A 17,632-nucleotide genomic window follows, 5' to 3' on the forward strand; every position below is an offset into this window, starting at 1 on the left:
CCTCACGATTCCAGTTCTGCGGCAAGCCGTTCCAGCTCGCTCAGCACGAGGTCTTCGACGGTTTCGGCCAGCGCGGCGACGGTGCGAGCGGCCATCACGTCGGCCGGGGTCAGCCGGACGTCGAAGAGCGCGCTGGCTTTGGCGGAAATGTGCAGGCTGCGCAGCGAATCGCCGCCGAGGGAGAAGAAATTGTCCTGGGCGCCGACGCGGTCCGCGCCGAGCACCTCCGCCCAGATCCCGGCGAGCGCGCGCTCGGTCTCCGTCGCCGGTTCGACGTGCCCGGTCCCCGCCGCCCGCGGGGCGGGCAGCGCACGCCGGTCCAGTTTCCCGTTGGCGCTCACCGGAAGCCGGTCGAGCGCGACGAACACCGACGGCACCAGGTAGTCCGGCAGGGACCGGGCCAGGAACTGCCTGAGCGCTTCTTCTTCGGCCGCTGACACGACATACGCGACCAGGTGCTTCGCGCCCGGCTGGTCCTCGCGCACGAGCACCGCGGCCTGCGCGACGTCCGGATGCCGGGCCAGCACGGCCTCGACCTCGCCCGGTTCGACCCGGAACCCGCGCAGCTTGACCTGGTCGTCGCGGCGGCCGAGGTACTCCAGCGTGCCGTCGGGCCGCCAGCGGACGACGTCGCCGGTGCGGTACATCCGCTCCCCCGGCGGCCCGTCCGGGTCGGCGACGAACCGGTCCGCGGTCAGCCCCGGCCGGTCCCGGTAGCCCCGGGCCAGGCCCGCGCCGGCCAGGCACAGTTCGCCGGGAACGCCGGGCGGCACCGGGCGCAGGTCCGCGTCGAGCACCCGGGCGCGGGTGCCGTCCAGCGGGCGGCCGATCGGGATCCGGTCCGGCGGCGGCGCGTCCATCGGGTACGCGGTCGCGAAGACCGTCGCCTCGGTCGGGCCGTAGCCGTCGACGACCCGCAGCCCCGGGCACGCGGCCAGCACCCGCCGCACCGCCTCCGCCGGGACGACGTCGCCGCCGGTCCAGACCTCGCGCAGGCCGGTGAAGCACTCCGGCGTTTCCTGGGCGAGGACCCGGAACAGCCCGGCGGTGACCCAGACCGAGGTCAGGCCGTGCTCGCGGACCAGCCCGCGCAGCAGCGGCGCGTCGAGGCCGGTGTCCGGGCTGGTGACGACCCAGCCGCCGGTGAGCAGCGGCACCCACAGTTCGTAAGTCGAGGCGTCGAACGCGAGCGGCGAGTGCAGCAGGATCCGTTCGTGCGCCCCGCCGCGGAACCGGTGGTCGGCGGCCAGCGCCGCCACGTCGCGGTGGCGCACCACCACGCCCTTCGGCACCCCCGACGAGCCGGACGTGTACATCACGCAGGCCGCCTGGTCCGGGTCGACGGCGAGGTCCGGATCGCTGTCCGGTTCATCGTCCACCGAGGACAGCAGCACGGTCTGGCCGAGCGGATGTTCTTCCGCGGCGACGATGAACCGGACCCCGTCGAGCAGCACCCGCTGCCGCTCGATCGGAGCACGCGCGTCGATCGGCAGGTACGCACCGCCTGCCTTGACCACGGCCAGTTCGGCGATCACCGCGGCCGCGTGGTCCACGGCGAGCCCGACCGGTTCTTCCGGCCGCAGCCCGAGCCCGGCCAGGCGGTTCGCGAGGCGGTTGGCCCGCCGGTTCAGCTCGGCGTACGTGACCGGTTCGCCGCCGAGGACAGCCGCGAGCGCGTTCGGCCGCTGCCGGACCTGCTCGGCGAACAGGTCGGGCAACGACCGGGGTTCCGGTGCGCCGCAGGCGCCGGCCCGTTCGGCGAGCAGCTGGGTCTCGGCCGCGGTCATGACCGGGACCGCGCCGAGCGCGCGGTCTCCGTCCGAGGTCAGGCCGCTGAGGATGTCCAGCAGCCGCGCCGCCAGGTCCGTCACCGTCGCGGGGTCGAAGAGCGCCGGGTCGTAGCCAAGGTCCACCGACAGCTCCGACCCGGGCGAGGCAACGACGGTGATCGGGAAGTTCGTCGTCTCCCGGGCGGACAGGTCGCGCACGGTCAGGCCGTGTCCCGCCGCCGCGCCGGTGATCGGGTAGTTCTCGAACACCACGAGGCTGTCGCACAGGTTCACCCCGCCCGGCAGGCCCGCCCAGCCCTGGACCCGCGCGAGCGGCACGTGCCCGTGCCCGCGCGCTTCGGCCTGCGCCGCCTGCAACCGGGCGAGCCAGTCCGCGACGCGAGCGCTCCGGTCCACGGCGACCCGCACCGGCAGGGTGTTGATGAAGATGCCGGGAATGTCGTCCACCCCGGGCACTTCGGCCGGGCGGCCGGAAGCCGTGGCCCCGAAGACCACGTCCTTCTGTCCACTGTAGACGGACAGCAGCAGCGCCCACGCTCCCTGCAGCACGACGTTGTGCGTGAGGCCGTGACGTTTGACGAACGCGTCCAGCCGGGCGGTGGCGGGCCGGTCCAGGCGGACGGGCAGCCACTCGGCCGAGCACGGGGAGTGGCCGGACGGCGGGGTCCGGTCGCTCGGCAGCTGCGTCGGGCCTTCGATCCCGGCGAGCGCGGTGCGCCAGAACTCCTCGGAAGCGGCTTGGTCGTGCTCGCCGAGCCAGGCGAGGTAGTCGCGGAACGGCGGCCGCGACGGCAGCGGCTGCCCGGCGTACGCGGTGCAGACGTCCGAGAGCACCTGAAAGACGCTCCAGCCGTCGAGGAGGACGTGGTGGAACGTCCACAGCACCAGGACTTCCGTGTCGGACAGCCGGGCGAGCGCGATGCGGGCCAGCGGTGCGACGGCCAGGTCGAGGCCTTGCGCACGGTCTTCGGCCAGCAGCCGCGCCAGTTCGGCGTCGTGCCCGTCCAGGTCGCTCCAGTCGAGGTGCCGGACCGGCAGTTCGGCCTCGCGGTGCACGACCTGGACCGGCTCGTCCACCCCGGTCCAGACGAACGACGTGCGCAGGACCGGCGTGCGGTCGACGACCTGCTGCCACGCCTCGCCGAGCCGCTGCGGATCGGTCACTCCTGCGAGCACGAAGGTCGCCTGCTCGAAGTACATGCCCTGCGCGGTCTGCGACAGGCCGTGGAAGACCATCCCGCCCTGCATCGGCGTCAGCGGGTAGATGTCCGCTACGTTCCGGCCTTCGACCAGACTGTCCACAGTGGGCTGGTCGAGCGCCGCCAGCGGGAAGTCGGACGGGGTGCGCCCTCCCGCGCCCGGCTCGGCGCAGTGCGCGATGATTTCCCGCAGCGCCGCCAGCATCTGCTCGGCGAGGGTTTCGACGGTGTCCCCGGCGGTGGCGTGCGACCAGGTCAGTTCCAGCACGCCTGCTTCGACCCGGCCGACTACGTCGAGCACGTGGGTGCGGGGTGCGTCCGGATCGACGTCGGCGTCGAGGCTGCCGACGCGGAACAGCCCGCCTTCGGCGGCGCTGAACTGGCCGAGGTAGTTGAAGCTCACCTGCGGGTCGATCGCCGGTGCTGTGCCGGTCAGGTAGCGCAGTGCGCCGTAACCGATGCCTCGCCGCGGGATCGCGCGCAGCTGTTCTTTCACGGACTTCAGCGCGGGACCCCATTCGTCCGGGACGTCCAGCGCGACCGGGAACATGCTGGTGAACCAGCCGACCGTGCGCGACAGGTCGACGCCCTCGAACAGGTCCTCGCGGCCGTGCCCTTCGAGGTCGATCACCGGGGTTTCGCCGGTCCAGTCCCGCAGGACGCGGCCCAGCGCGGTCAGCAGCACGTCGTTGACCTGCGTCCGGTAGACCTCGGGGACGTCCTGCAGCAGCGCCCGCGTTTCCTCGGCGGTGAGGCGGACGGTGACCTCGCGGGTGTCGGCGATCGCGCCCGGCTCGCCCGGCCGAACCGGCGGGAGCGACTGCCAGTGGGCGAGTTCGTCGTCGAAACCGCCTGCCTCGGCGTGTTCGGCGAGCCGCCGGGCCCAGGCGAGGAACGACGTCGTCTTCGGTTCGAGGTCTTCGCCGCGGTAAGCGGTTTCCAGGTCCTCCAGGAGAATCCGCCACGATACGCCGTCGATGACCAGGTGGTGGGCGGCCAGCAGCAGCCGTCGTCCGTCGAGGACCGCGTTCAGCAGCGGGCCGTGTTCGACGTCGAAAGCGGGCTCGCCGACGAGCAGTTCCACCGGTCCGGCCGGGTCGCTGTGCTGCGCCGGGCCGAAGCGCAGGCGCAGGGCGTCGTGGTGCGCCCAGACCGTTTCGAGGGCGCGGCGCAGCGCGGGCTCGTCGACGTCCTCGGCGAATTCCAGGACGACCCGCTGGTCGAACCGTTCCGGCTGGGTTTCGAAGTACCAGCGCTGGATCGGCGTGAGCGGCGCTTCGCCGACGACCGGGCCTTGCTCGGCCTTCGGCCCGCGGGCGCCGCCGGCGTGCGCGGCCAGTGCGGCCAGCGTCGGATGCCGGAACACCTCGTGCGGCAACAGGATCAGCCCGGCCCGGCGGGCCCGGGACACGACCTGGATGCTGAGGATCGAGTCGCCGCCGAGTTCGAAGAAGTTCGTCTCGGCCCCGACGTCCTCGACGCCGAGCACCTCCGACCAGATCCCGGCCAGGACCCGTTCGGCCTCCGTCGCCGGGGCGGTGCGGGCGCCGGTCGCGGCGAAGTCCGGGGCGGGCAGGGCGTGCCGGTCGAGTTTTCCGTTGCCGGTCAAGGGCAATCGGCCGAGCCGGACGAACGCGGCCGGGACCAGGTAGTCCGGCAGGGTTCGCCCGAGGAACCCGGGCAGGTCGTCCGCTTCGCCGGTGTAGTACGCGACGAGCCGTTTGACGCCGTGGTCCTCGCGCGCCAGCACCGCGGCCTGGGAGATGCCGGGGTGCGCGGCGAGCGCGGCCTCGACCTCGCCGGGTTCGATCCGGAACCCGCGGATCTTGACCTGCTCGTCCACGCGGCCGGCGAAGTCCAGTTCGCCCTGCGCGCTCCAGCGGACGAGGTCGCCGGTGCGGTACATCCGCTCCCCCGGCGGCCCGAACGGGTCGGGCAGGAACCGCTCGGCGGTCAGGCCGGGGGCGCCGTAGTAGCCGCGCGCGAGGCCCGCGCCGGCGAGGTGGAGTTCGCCGAGCGCGCCCGGCGGCACCGGCCGCAGATCCGGGCCGAGGACGTACGCGCGGGTGTTGTCCAGCGGTTTCCCGATCGGCACGACGTCCGGCACCGGGCCGAGGACCGGATGCGCCAGTGCGAACGTCGTGGTCTCGGTCGGGCCGTAGACGTCCACGACGGTCGTGTCCGGGCAGGTTTCCCGCACCCGCCGCACCGCGGCCGACGGGACCGCGTCGCCGCCGGTCCAGACTTCCCGCAGTCCGCGGAAGATCTCCGGAGCTTCCTTCGCGGCCAGCCGGAACAGGCCGGTGGTGAGAAAGGAAGCGTCGACGCGGTGCTCGGCGAACAGGCGGCCGAGGGTCTCGAGGTCGAGGTCGCCGGGCGGGGCGACGACGACCGTGCCGCCGCCCAGCAGCGGCACCCAGAGTTCGTAGGTCGAGGCGTCGAAAGCCTGCGACGCGTGCAGCAGGACCCGGCGGTGCCCCGCGAAGCGCCGGTCGGCCGCGAGCGCCACGATGTCGCGGCGGCTGGGCGCGACGCCCTTCGGCTTTCCGGTCGAACCGGAGGTGTACATGACGTACGCCAGGTTGGCCGGATCTGCCTTCGGGAGCTTCGCGACCGCGGTGTGGTCGCCGGGCACGACCGTGGGTCCACTGTGGACCTTCGCTGCGGTATCGCGCCACGTGTCGTCGGCGACCAGGATCTGCACGCCGTCCAGCAGAGTCTTGAGCCGGGGTTCGGGCGCGCGCGTGTCGAGCGGCAGGTAGGCCGCACCGGCTTTGACGATCGCCAGCTCAGCGATGATCAGGCCTGGTGAACGGTCCATCAGCACGCCCACGAGCGTTTCCGGCCGCGCGCCGAGCGAAACCAGGTAGCGGGCGAGCCGGTCGGATCGCCGGTCCAGCTCCGCGTACGTCAGGCGGACCCCGTCGCCCGCCACCGCGACCGCTTCCGGCGCTTGCCGGACCTGCTCGGCGAACAGGTCGATCAGGTCGTCTTCCGGGAGCGGCTGGCTGGTGTCGTTCCGTTCGACCAGCACCTGGTGGCGTTCCGCCTCGGTGAGGAGGTCGATGTCTTCCAGCGATCCCGGGCCCGCGCTGAAGGCGTCGAGCACGGCGAGGAGCTGCCGGGTGATCCGCTCGGCGGTCTCGGTGTCGAACAGGTCGGGGTCGTAGCCGACATCGAGGGTCAGCTGCTCCCCCGGCGACGCGACAACGCTGATCGGGTAGTTCGTCGTCTCGGCCGCGTCGACGTCGCGCAGCCGCAGTCCGGGCGCAGCCGCGTCGTCGATCGGATAGTTCTCGAAGACCACGATGCTGTCGAAAAGGCTTCCGCCGCAACCACTCCACGCTTGCAGCTTCGTCAGCGGAAGGTGGCCGTAGCGACGGGATTCGACCTGCGCGGACTGCAACTCGGCCAGCCACTCGGTCACGTCGGCCCCGGTCACGGTGGTCCGCACCGGCAGGGTGTTGATGAAGATGCCGGTGATGTCGTCCGCACCCGCCAGGTCGACTGGACGGCCGGAAACCGTGGCGCCGAAGCAGACATCGCGCTCGCCGCTGAGCCGGGCCAGCACCAGCGCCCACGCACCCTGCAAGACGGTGTTGAGCGTGAGGCCGGCTCGGCGGGCGAAGGCGCGCAGCCGTCCGGAGTTTTCGACCGGCACGCGCAGCCATTCCGACGACCGGCTCGTGTGCGCTTGCGCGGGAGCCCGGTCGCAGGGCAGCCGGGCGGGTGCGACGAGGCTGCCGAGTTCGCGCCGCCAGTAGTCCTCGGCGGCCGCGTCGTCCTGCCGGTCCAGCCAAGCGACGTAGTCGCGGAACGGCGGTCGCTCGGGCAGTTCGGCACCGGAGTACGCGGCGAAGACGTCGGACAGCACGCCGAAGACGCTCCAGCCGTCGAGCAGGACATGATGGAACGTCCACAGCACGCGGACCTCAGTGTCCGACAGCCGCGCGAAAGCCAGTCGCAGCAACGGCGTTTCGGTGAAATCGAGTCCTCGGGCCCGGTCGCCGGCGAGGAGTTCCTGCCACGCCTGGTCGCGTTCGTCCGGGGTGCGGTCGCGCCAGTCGTGCCGGGCGATCGGGACCGGGACCCGCCGCTGGACGACCTGGACCGGTTCGGGCACGCCCTCCCAGGCGATCCGCGTCCGCAGCACCGGCGTCCGGTCGGCCACCTGCTGCCACGCCCGTTCCAGCGCGGCCAGGCCGGTTTCGTTCCGGACGCCGTCGAGCACGAACCCGACCTGCTGGAAGTAGACCCGTTCGCCGGGCTGGGACAGCGCGTGGAACACCATCCCGGACTGCATCGGCGTCAGCGGGAAGACGTCCTCGACCTCGCGGCCGTCGCCGGCCAATTCGTCCACAGCAGACTGGTCGAGCGCGGCCAGCGGGAAGTCCGACGGCGTCCGGCCGCCCGCTCCCGGCTCCGCGCAATGCCGGATGATCTCGCGCAGCGCACCGGTCATCGCGGCGGCCAGGGTGTCCATAGTGGACCGGTCGTGGACGCCTTCGGCGTAGTACCAGGTCAATTCGAGTTCGCCGGCCTCGACGCGGCCGACGACGTCGAGCAGGTGTGCGCGAGCCGAACGCGGGCTTTCGTCGGATTCGAGACGGCCGGAACCGAACTGGCCCAGGTAGTTGAAACTCACCTGCGGGTCGATCTCCGGCGCGGTGCCGGTCAGGTACCGCAGCGCGCCGTAGCCGATCCCGCGCCGCGGTACCGCGCGAAGCTGTTCCTTGACGGACTTGAGCGCCGCGCCCCAGTCGTCCGGGACCTCCAACGCCACCGGGAAGACCGTGGTGAACCAGCCGACTGTCCGGGAGAGGTCGACGTCGTCGAACAGGTCCTCGCGGCCGTGGCCCTCCAGGTCGACCACGGCGGTCCCGCCGGTCCAGTCGCGCAGGACCCGGCCGAGGGCGGTGAGCAGCACGTCGTTGACCTGCGTGCGGTAGACCTTCGGGACGTCTCGCAGCAGCGCGCCGGTCTCCGCGGCGGACAGCCGGGCGGTCACCGAGCGCATCGATGCGACGGTCGCGTCGCCCCGGCCGTCGACCGGCACCGTGGTGCGGCCGGACACGCCGCGCCAGTAATCGAGTTCGTCGTCGAAGCCGCCCGCCTCGGCGTGTTCCGAGAGCCGGATCGCCCAGTCGCGGAAGGACGTCGTGCGCGGGCCGAGGTCGATCGGTTTGCCCTCCAGAACCTGGTTGTAGGCGCGCTCGAAGTCCTCGAGGAGCACGCGCCACGAGACGCCGTCGACGACGAGGTGATGCACGGACAGCCGGTCCTGCTCGAACCGGACCAGCGGTGCCTCGGAGCCGACCGCGCCGTTCTCCTGGAGCCAGTGCGTTTCGCCGCGCGCGAAGCGCATCCGGAGCGCGTCGTGGTGGGTCAGCAGCGCTTCGACGGCCGCGTTCGCCGCGTCCGGATCGAGCGTTCCCAAGCGGACGTACTGGTGGAAGTGGTCCGGTTCGGCGGTCTGCGTCGCGAAGAACCACTGCTGGATCGGGGTGAGCGGCACCGGGCCGTGGACCGGACCGCGCTCGGCTGCCGTCGTCGAGGTGCGGGCCGCCGCGGCGAGCGCGGCCGGGGTGCGGTGCGCGAACAGGTCGCCGGGTTGCAGTTCCAGTCCGGCCCGGCGGGCGCGGGAGACGACCTGCATGCTGAGGATCGAGTCGCCGCCGAGTTCGAAGAAGTCGTCGGTCGCGCCGACGCGTTCGACACTGAGCACGTCGGCCCAGATCTCGGCGATCGCGCGTTCGCGTTCGGTACGCGGCGCGACGTGGTCCCGCGCGCCGAACTCGGGGGTCGGCAGCGCCTGGCGGTCGAGCTTTCCGTTGACGTTCACCGGGAACCGCTCCAGCCGCACGAACGCGGCGGGCACCAGGTAGTCCGGCAGCGTCTGGCCGAGGAACTCCGCCAAGCCGTCCGTTTCCCCGACGACATAGGCGACCAGCCGCTTCACGCCGCCGTCCTCGCGGGCCAGCACGGCGGCCTGTTCGACGCCGGGATGCTCGCCGAGCGCGGCCTCGATTTCGCTCGGTTCGACGCGGAACCCGCGGATCTTGACCTGCTCGTCCGCCCGGCCGACGAATTCGAGCGCGCCTTCGTCGTTCCAGCGCACGAGGTCGCCGGTGCGGTACATCCGCTCCCCCGGCGGACCGAACGGATCCGCGACGAACCGCTCGGCGGTCAGCCCGGACCGGCCGAGGTAACCGCGTGCCAGGCCCGCGCCGGCGATGTGCAGTTCGCCGGGCGCGCCGGGCGGGACGAGCCGGAGGTCGCCGTCGAGGACGTACACGCGGGTGTGGTCGAGCGGCCCGCCGATCGGGACGACGTCCGGGACCTCGCCGGGCAGCGGGTGCACGGTCGCGAACGTCGTGGTCTCGGTGGGGCCGTAGACGTCGGCGACCAGGGTGTCCGGGCAGGCCGCCTTGACCCGGCGGAGTGCGGCCGCGGGGACGGCGTCGCCGCCGGTCCAGACCTCCCGCACGCCCGCGAAGACCTCCGGCGATTCCTGCGCGACCAGGCGGAACAGGCCGGTGGTGAGGAACGCGCCGGTCACGCCGTGCGTGGTGAGCGAGCGGCCGAGCGTCTCGACGTCCACGTCTCCGGGCGGGGCCAGCACGACGGTGCCGCCGCCCAGCAGCGGCACCCACAGTTCGTAGGTCGCGGCGTCGAAGGCCTGTTGCGAGTGCAGCAGAATCCGGTCGTGCCGGGCGAACCGCTGGTCGATCGTGAGCGCCGCGACGTCGCAGTGCCGCGCCGAAACGCCCTTGGGGCGGCCGGTGGAGCCGGAGGTGTAGATGACGTACGCGAGCTGTTCGGGATCGACCCGGACGGCGGGCGGCGTTTCGGGGGCGCTGCTCTCGCCGGTGAGGATGGTGCCGAGGTGGACTTCCTCGGCGGTCGCCAGCCACGCGGCGTCGGCGAGGAGGACGGTTGCCGCGGCCTCTTTTAGGAGCAGGCGCAGCCGCTCGGCCGGGGCGCGCAGGTCCAGCGGCAGGTAGGCGCCGCCGGCCTTGACGATCGCCAGCTCCGCGACGACGAGTTCCGGCGAGCGGTTCATCAGGACGGCGACCCGGTCCTCGGCCCGCACGCCCGCGGCGATCAGCCGGTGGGCCAGCCGGTTCGCGCGGCGGTCGAGCTCTCGGTAGGTGATCTGCTCGTCGTCCGTGATGAGCGCGACGGCGTCCGGGGTGCGGCGTGCCTGGGCTTCGAACAGCTCCGGCACCGACTTGGCCGGCAGCGGGCGGGCAGTCGCGTTCCGCTCGGCTAGCAGATGCTCGATCTCGGCCTCGGAAAGCATCGGCACCCGCGACACCGGCTCGTGCGGAGCCGCGACCATGCCTCGGACCAGCGCTTCGAGATGCTGCGCGAGCCTTGCCGCCGCTGTATCGCCGATCCGCGCCGGGTCGTGCGTGAGGATCATGGACAACCGGCGGCCTGGATAGGCGACGACGCCCAGCGGGTAGCTCGTCCGCTCGGCCGCGCGGACGTCCCGCAGCTCGGGCACCTCGTCGATCGGGTAGTTCTCGAAGACGACGATGCTGTCGAACAGGCTCCCGCCGCCGCTCCACGCTTGCAGCTTCGTCAGGCCGACGTGTCCGAACCGGCGCGATTCCGCTTGTGCCGCTTGAAGATCGCGCAGCCACTCCGAGACCGCGCGGGTCCCGTCGAGCCGGACGCGCACTGGCAGGGTGTTGATGAAGATGCCGGGAATGTCGTCCGCGCCGGGCAGTTCCGCCGGACGGCCGGACACCGTCGCGCCGAAGCACACCTCGGTTTCGCCGCTGTAGCGAGCCAGCAACGCGGCCCACGCGCCTTGGACGACGGTGTTGACCGTCAGCCGGTGCCGCCGCGCGAAGGCGTACACCGCGGCGGACGTCTCGTCGTCCAGTTCCACCGGGATCCGGCCGGTCGAACTCGACGTGTGCGTGCGGACGGCGGGGCGTTCGAGGGGCAACGGAGTCGGCGCGACCCCGGCGAGTTCGGCCCGCCAGTGTTCCTCGGCGCGCTCGTCGTCTTGAGCGGCGAGCCAGGCCGCGTAGTCCCGGAACGGCGGCCGGACGGGCGGTTCTTCGCCGCGCAGCAGGGCGATGACGTCGGAGAGGATGCCGAAGACGCTCCAGCCGTCGAGGAGGACGTGGTGGAAGGTCCAGAGCACGCGCACGGTGCCGGCCGATTCGCGTGCGATGACCAGCCGCGCCAGCGGGGCTCGGGCCAGGTCGAAGCCTTCGGCGAGGTCCTGCTCCAGCAGCTGCGCCAGTGCTTTCTCACTGTCTCTTGCGGACCAGTCCGGATAGGACACCGGCAGTTCGGCCGCGCGGTGCACGACCTGCAGCGGCTGCGGCACGCCGTCCCACACGATCCGGCTGCGCAGGATCGGGGTCCGCTCGACGATCCGCCGCCAGGCCTCGCCGAGCCGGTGCGGGTCGGGCACGTCGTCCACAGTGAACGAAATCTGTTCGAAGTAGACTCGGTCGCCGGGCTGGGCGAGGTCGTGGAACACCATGCCGGCCTGCATCGGCGTCAGCGGGTAGATGTCCTCGACGTCCCGGCCGTCGCCGGCCAGTGTGTCCACTGCGGATTGATCGAGCCCGGCAAGCAGGAAGTCCGACGGCGTCCGCCCGCCCGCACCCGGCTCCGCGCAGTGCCGGACGATCTCGCGCAGCGCTTCGGCCATCGCCGCGGCCAGCCGGTCCACAGTGGACTCTTCGTGGACCCCCTCGGCGTAGTGCCAGGCCAGCTCCAGCTCGCCGCCCTCGACGCGGCCGACCACTTCCAGCAAGTGCGGGCGGACGGCGCCGGGCGAGACGTCCAGCGCGAGTTCCCGGTGCAGGGCCAGGTCGCCGGGCAGATCGAACTGGCCGAGATAGTTGAAGCTCACTTGCGGTTCGATCACCGGCGCCGACCCGGCGAGATACCGCAGCGCGCCGTAGCCGATCCCCCGGCGCGGGACCGCGCGCAGCTGTTCCTTGACCGCCTTGAGCGCCGCGCCCCAGCCGTCCGGAACGTCCAGCGCCACCGGGAAGATGCTGGTGAACCAGCCGACCGTCCGCGACAGGTCGACCCCGGCGAACAGGTCCTCGCGGCCGTGCCCTTCGAGGTCGACGACCGGCTGGTGCCCGGTCCAGTCCCCCAGCACCCGGCCCAGCGCGGCCAGCAGCACGTCGTTGACCTGCGTCCGGTACGCCCGCGGCACCTCGCGCAGCAGCGCGTGCGTCTCGTCCGCGGTGAGCCGGGCGGTGACGACGCGGGCTCGGCCGAAGGTGTTCTCCGCCGTGCCGTCGACCGGGAGCGGGCTGGGCGCGGGCAGTTCCCACCAGTGCGGGAGTTCGTCGTCGAAGCCGCCCGCTGCCGCGTGCTCGGCCAGCCTTCCCGCCCACTCGCGGAAGGACGTCGTCCGCGGGCCGAGGTCGATCGGTTCGTCGCGCACGGCCTGCTGATAGGCGCGGCCGAGGTCTTCGAGCAGCAGCCGCCACGACACGCCGTCGACGACCAGGTGGTGCGCGGCCAGGTGCAGGGTCCGCGGCTCGCCGGTCAGCGACCAGCGCAGCAGCGTGTGCCCGTCGCCAGCCGGGGCGTTGTGCTGGTGCCAGGCCTCGCGGTCGTGGGTGAACCGCATCCGCAGCGCGTCGTGCCGCTCGGACAACGCGGCCAGTGCGCGCATCAGCGCGGGCAAGTCGACGTCAGTGGGCAATTCGACGGCGATCGTCTGGTCGAAGCGGTCCGCACCCAGCCCGAAATACCAGTGCTGGACCGGGGTGAGAACGACGTCGCCGCTTTCCGGGCCGCGTGCCGGGATCGCCGCCGCTTCGCCGACGGCCGGGGCGAGCGCGGCGATGGTCTGGTGGCGGAACAGGTCGGCGGTGGTCACGCTGAGCCCCGCCTCGCGGGCCCGGGCGCACACCTGGATGCTCAGGATCGAATCGCCGCCGAGGGCGAAGAAGTTGTCGTCCACGCCGACGCGGTCGAGACCGAGCACCTCAGCCCAGATCCCGGCGAGCACAGCCTCCCGCTCGGTGCGCGGGGCCACCGTCCGCTCGCCGGCGACCTGCGGCTCCGGCAGCGCACGACGGTCGACCTTGCCGTTGGCGGTGAGCGGCAGCTCGGCCAGCGGGACGAGCACCGAGGGCACCAGGTAGTCCGGCAGCGTGCGCGCGAGCGCCCTGCGGAGTGCTTCGGGGTCCGCGTTCGCCGGGACCACGTAACCGACCAGCTGTTTGCGCCCGCCGGTCGCCCGTACCGTCACGAACGCCTGCGCCACCCCGTCCTCGGCGGCCAGCGCGCGTTCGATCTCGGCCGGTTCGACCCGGAAGCCGCGGATCTTCACCTGGTCGTCCGCGCGGCCGAGGAATTCGAGCGTCCCGTCGGTGCGCCACCGGGCCAGGTCGCCGGTGCGGTACATCCTGGCCCCTGGCTCGCCGAACGGGTCGGCGACGAACCGCTCCGCGGTCATGCCCGGCTGGCCGAAGTAGCCGCGCGCGAGCCCGGCGCCGGCGATGCAGACCTCGCCTGCCGCGCCGCGCGGCAGCAGCCGGAACCCGTCGTCGACGACGTGGATCCGGACGTCCCGCAGCGGCGTGCCGATCGGGATGACGTCCGGGACCTCGGCCGGCATCCGGAACGAGGTGGCGAAGGTGGTGGTCTCGGTCGGGCCGTAGCCGTCCACGACGGCGGTCCCGGGGCAGCTGTCGAGGACCTTCCGCACGGCAGGCGGCGGTACGACGTCGCCGCCGGTCCAGACCTCGCGGAGTCCGGCGAAGCACTCCGGCGACTCCTCGGCGAAGAGCCGGAAGAGTCCGGCGGTCAGCCAGAGTGCGGTGATGTCGTGCTTCGTGACCAACTGGCGGATCGCGTCGGCGTCCAGGTCGCCGGGCGGTGCGACGATCACGGTGCCGCCGTTGAGCAGCGGTACCCACAGCTCGTAGGTCGAGGCGTCGAACGCGAGCGGGGAATGCAGCAGGACGCGCTCGTGGCCGGAGAAGCGCGGGTCGGTCGCGAGTGCCGCGACGTCGGCGTGCCGCACTGCCACGCCCTTCGGGACGCCGGCGGAGCCCGAGGTGTACTCGACGTAGGCCAGATTCTGGGCGCTCAGCGCGATTTCCGGGGCTGCCCCGCCGACGTCCGCCACGATCAGGGAAGTTCCCTGGTGGACAGTGACAGCGGTGTCGTGCCAGGTGCGGTCGGTGAGCACCAGCGACACTCCGCCGAGGACGCGGCGCAGGCGGTCGGCCGGGGAGCGCAGGTCCAGCGGCAGGTAAGCCGCACCCGCCTTGAGGATCGCCAGCACGGCCACGACGAGGTCGGCCGAGCGGTCCATCAGCACGCCGACCCGCTCCTCCGGGCGAACGCCTCGCCGGATCAGGTGCTGCGCGAGACCGTTCGCCCGGGACTGCAGTTCCGCATAGGTGAGGCGGACGTCGCCGCTCACTACCGCGGTCTGGTCCGGTTGATGCGCCGCGCATCGGTCGAACAGCTCGGGGACCGTTTCGGCGGGCGTGCTTTCGGGCGGGGCCGGAAGCAGGAACCGGCGGTCCTCGGCGGTGAGCAGCGGAAGGTCGCCCACCGGCCGTGCGGGGTCGGCGGCGATGCCGGCAAGCAGGATTTCCAGGCTCTGCGTGAGGCGTTCGATGGTGGCGGCGTCGAAAAGCGCGGTGGCGTATTCGACGGTGACGCGCAGGCCTTCGGGTTGCGGCCAGAACTCGACCACGAGGTCGAAGCGCGCCGACGGGCGTGGCAGGGCGTACTCGCTGACCTGCAGTCCGGCGACGTTTCGGTCTGCCACCAGCGGGCGTTGCAGGACGACGACGGCCTGCACCAACGGCGTCCGCGACGGGTCGCGTTCGGGCTGGACTTCCTCCACGACGCGGTCGAACGGGACGTCACCGTGCGCGAACGCGGCGAGCACGGTTTCGCGGAACTCCGCCAGGAAGTGTTCGAACGGCCGCTCACTGTCCACAGCGGACCGCAGTACGAGGGTGTTGACGAAGAACCCGGTCAGCTGCTCCAGTTCGGCCCGGTCACGTCCGGAAACTGCCGTGCCGACCGCGATGTCCCGCTGCCCGCTGTACGCGGCCAGGACGACCTGGACGGCCGCGGTCAGGGTCATGAACAGCGTGGCGCCCTGCGCGCGGCCCGCTTCCGCGATGCCACGGACGAGATCGGCGGACAGGTCGTGCCGGTGCACCGCGCCTTCGGTGGTGCGCTGCGGGGGTCGCGGGCGGTCGGTCGGCAGCGCGAGGGGTTCGAGGCCGTCGAGGGCTTCGCGCCAGTAGCCGAGCTGGTCGAGACGTTCGGACGCCAGCCGCCAGCGGGTGTAGTCCTGGTAGCCGAGCGGCAACGGGGGCAGCACCGCGCCGCCGTACAGGTCGAGGAGTTCGCCGGTGAGCACGGCGATCGACCGGCCGTCGGTGACGATGTGGTGCTGGCACAGGAGAAGCAGGTGCTCGTCCGGCGCGAGCGGGAACAGCACGGCCCGGGTCAGCGGGCCCGTCCGGAGGTCGAACGGTGCGCGCAATTCAGCCTTCAGCGTCTCGTCGTCCGGGGCGGAATCCGCTATGCTCAAGGGGATTTCCCCGGTCGGCGCGATCCGCTGCATGCCTTGTCCCGCAACGGAATCGAAGGTCGTTCGCAGCGATTCGTGCCGTGCGCACAGAGTGGCCAGCGCCCGGTGCAGCTTGTCGAGGCCGAGCGGTCCGGACAGGCGGATCCCGACGCCGGTGTTGTACTCGGTGCTGCCGCCGGTCATCTCGTCCAGCAGCCACAACCGGCGCTGCGCCGGAGACAGCGGGAGCAGTTCCCGCGGAGACTCGGCCGGGATCGCCTGCTGCTCGGCTCGCGGGCCGTTGTCCAGCAGCCGCGCGAGTCGGGCCACGCTGGGCGCGTCGAAGAGCGCCCGGGCCGAGAGGTCCGCGCCGATCGTGCGCCGCAGCCGGGACAACGCCTGCACGGCCAGGATCGAGTCGCCGCCCAAGGCGAAGAAATCGTCCTCGACGCCGATGCGGTCCAGGCCCAGCACTTCCGCGACGATCCCGGCGACAGCGCGTTCGGTGCCGGTTCTCGGCTCGATGCCGTCCGGTTCCGCCGACGGTGCGGGCAGCGCTTTCCGGTCCACCTTCCCGTTGTCGCTCAACGGAAGCTCGTCCAGCACGACCATCGCCGAAGGCACCTCATAGCTCGGCAATACCGCCGCGGCGACGGCTTTCAGGTCTTTCCGCGGCGCGCCTGGCGCCAGCACGACGTAGCCGACCAGGCGCTTCGTCCCCGGCCCGTCCTCGCGCGCGACGACCACGGCCTCGGCGACAGTGTCGTCCGCGGCGAGCACGCCCTCGATCTCGCCGAGTTCCACCCGGAACCCGCGGATCTTGACCTGGTCGTCGGTGCGGCCGAGGAATTCCAGCTCGCCCCGGTCGTTCCAGCGGACCACGTCGCCGGTGCGGTACATCCGCTCGCCCGGCACGCCGGGATCGGCGATGAACTTCTCCGCCGTCGCCCCCGGGCGCGCCCAGTAGCCGCGGGCCAGCCCCGCGCCGGCCAGGTGCAGCTCGCCGGGTTCGCCGGGCGCGACCGGATTCAACGCGTCGTCCAGGACGTAGGCGCGCACGTCGTCCAGCGGGCGGCCGATCGGCATCGCCGTCACGTCCGCCGACTGGACCGCGTGGGCCGTCATGAAGGTGGTGGTCTCGGTCGGGCCGTATCCGTCGACGACCGTGACGCCGGGGCATGCCCGCAACACCCGCCGGACCGCTCCGGGCGGGACGACGTCGCCACCGGTCCAGACCTCGCGCACGCCTCGGAAGCAGTCCGGGGCTTCCTGCGCGACGATCCGGAAAAGGCCTGCCGTCAACCAGATCGCCCCGACGTCGTACCGGGAAAGAACTTCGCGGAGGCTCTCCACGTCGAGGTCGCCGGGAGGTGCGACCACCACGGTGCCGCCGGTCAGCAGCGGCACCCACATTTCGTAGGTGGAGGCGTCGAAGGCCGCCGGCGAGTGCAGCAGCACCCGCCGGTGCGCGTCCCCGGCGAATCTGCGGTCCGCCGCGAGCGCCGCGACGTCCCGATGCCTGACCGCGACCCCCTTGGGCGTTCCGGTCGAGCCGGACGTGTGCATCAGATACGCCAGATTGTCCGGATGCGTTGCCACCGAAGGGAACTCCGCCTTCGGCAAAGTCCGCCCGAGCACGACGATCTGTCCACTGTGGATTTCCGCGGCCCGGACCGGATCGTCGGTCAGCAGCACCGTGACCCCGGCCTCGACCAGCAGCGTTCGCAACCGGCCGTCCGGCGCGCGGCGGTCGAGCGGCACGTAGGCGCCACCCGCGGTCACCACGGCCAGTTCCGCGACGATCAGCCCGGCCGAGCGCTCCGCCAGCACCCCGACCCGGTCCTCCGTGCGCAACCCCAGCCGCAGCAGGTACGCGGCGAGCTTGCCGGCCTCGCCCGCCAGTTCGGCGTAGGTCAGCCGGATCTCCGCGCTCTCCACGGCGAGCGCGTCCGGCGCCTGCCGCACCTGTGCGGCGAACAGCTCGGGCAGGCCGGCGACCGGGTCCGGTCCGGCCGGTTTGTCTGGGGCGGTCATCGTTGTTCGCTACCTTCCGGGCACACCAAGGGATCCCGCCTGGCGCGGGTGGGGACGAGGAGTTC

1 protein-coding gene is annotated in these 17,632 nt (G+C 72.4%); it reads right to left on the reverse strand.

The window, feature by feature from the left end:
- Positions 1–2 precede the first annotated feature (2 nt).
- The gene (locus H4281_RS15415) at positions 3–17,567 is read right to left on the reverse strand and encodes a non-ribosomal peptide synthetase (RefSeq protein WP_182891603.1); all 17,565 of its coding nucleotides are present in this window, start codon (positions 17,565–17,567) and stop codon (positions 3–5) included.
- Positions 17,568–17,632 lie beyond the last annotated feature (65 nt).

Source organism: Amycolatopsis dendrobii (assembly GCF_014145675.1).
GTDB classification, from domain to species: domain Bacteria; phylum Actinomycetota; class Actinomycetes; order Mycobacteriales; family Pseudonocardiaceae; genus Amycolatopsis; species Amycolatopsis dendrobii.

Bases quoted from the DNA above. Each gene is read 5' to 3' on its own strand.
- H4281_RS15415 (WP_182891603.1), bottom strand. From the start codon at position 17,567: ATGACCGCCCCAGACAAACCGGCCGGACCGGACCCGGTCGCCGGCCTG.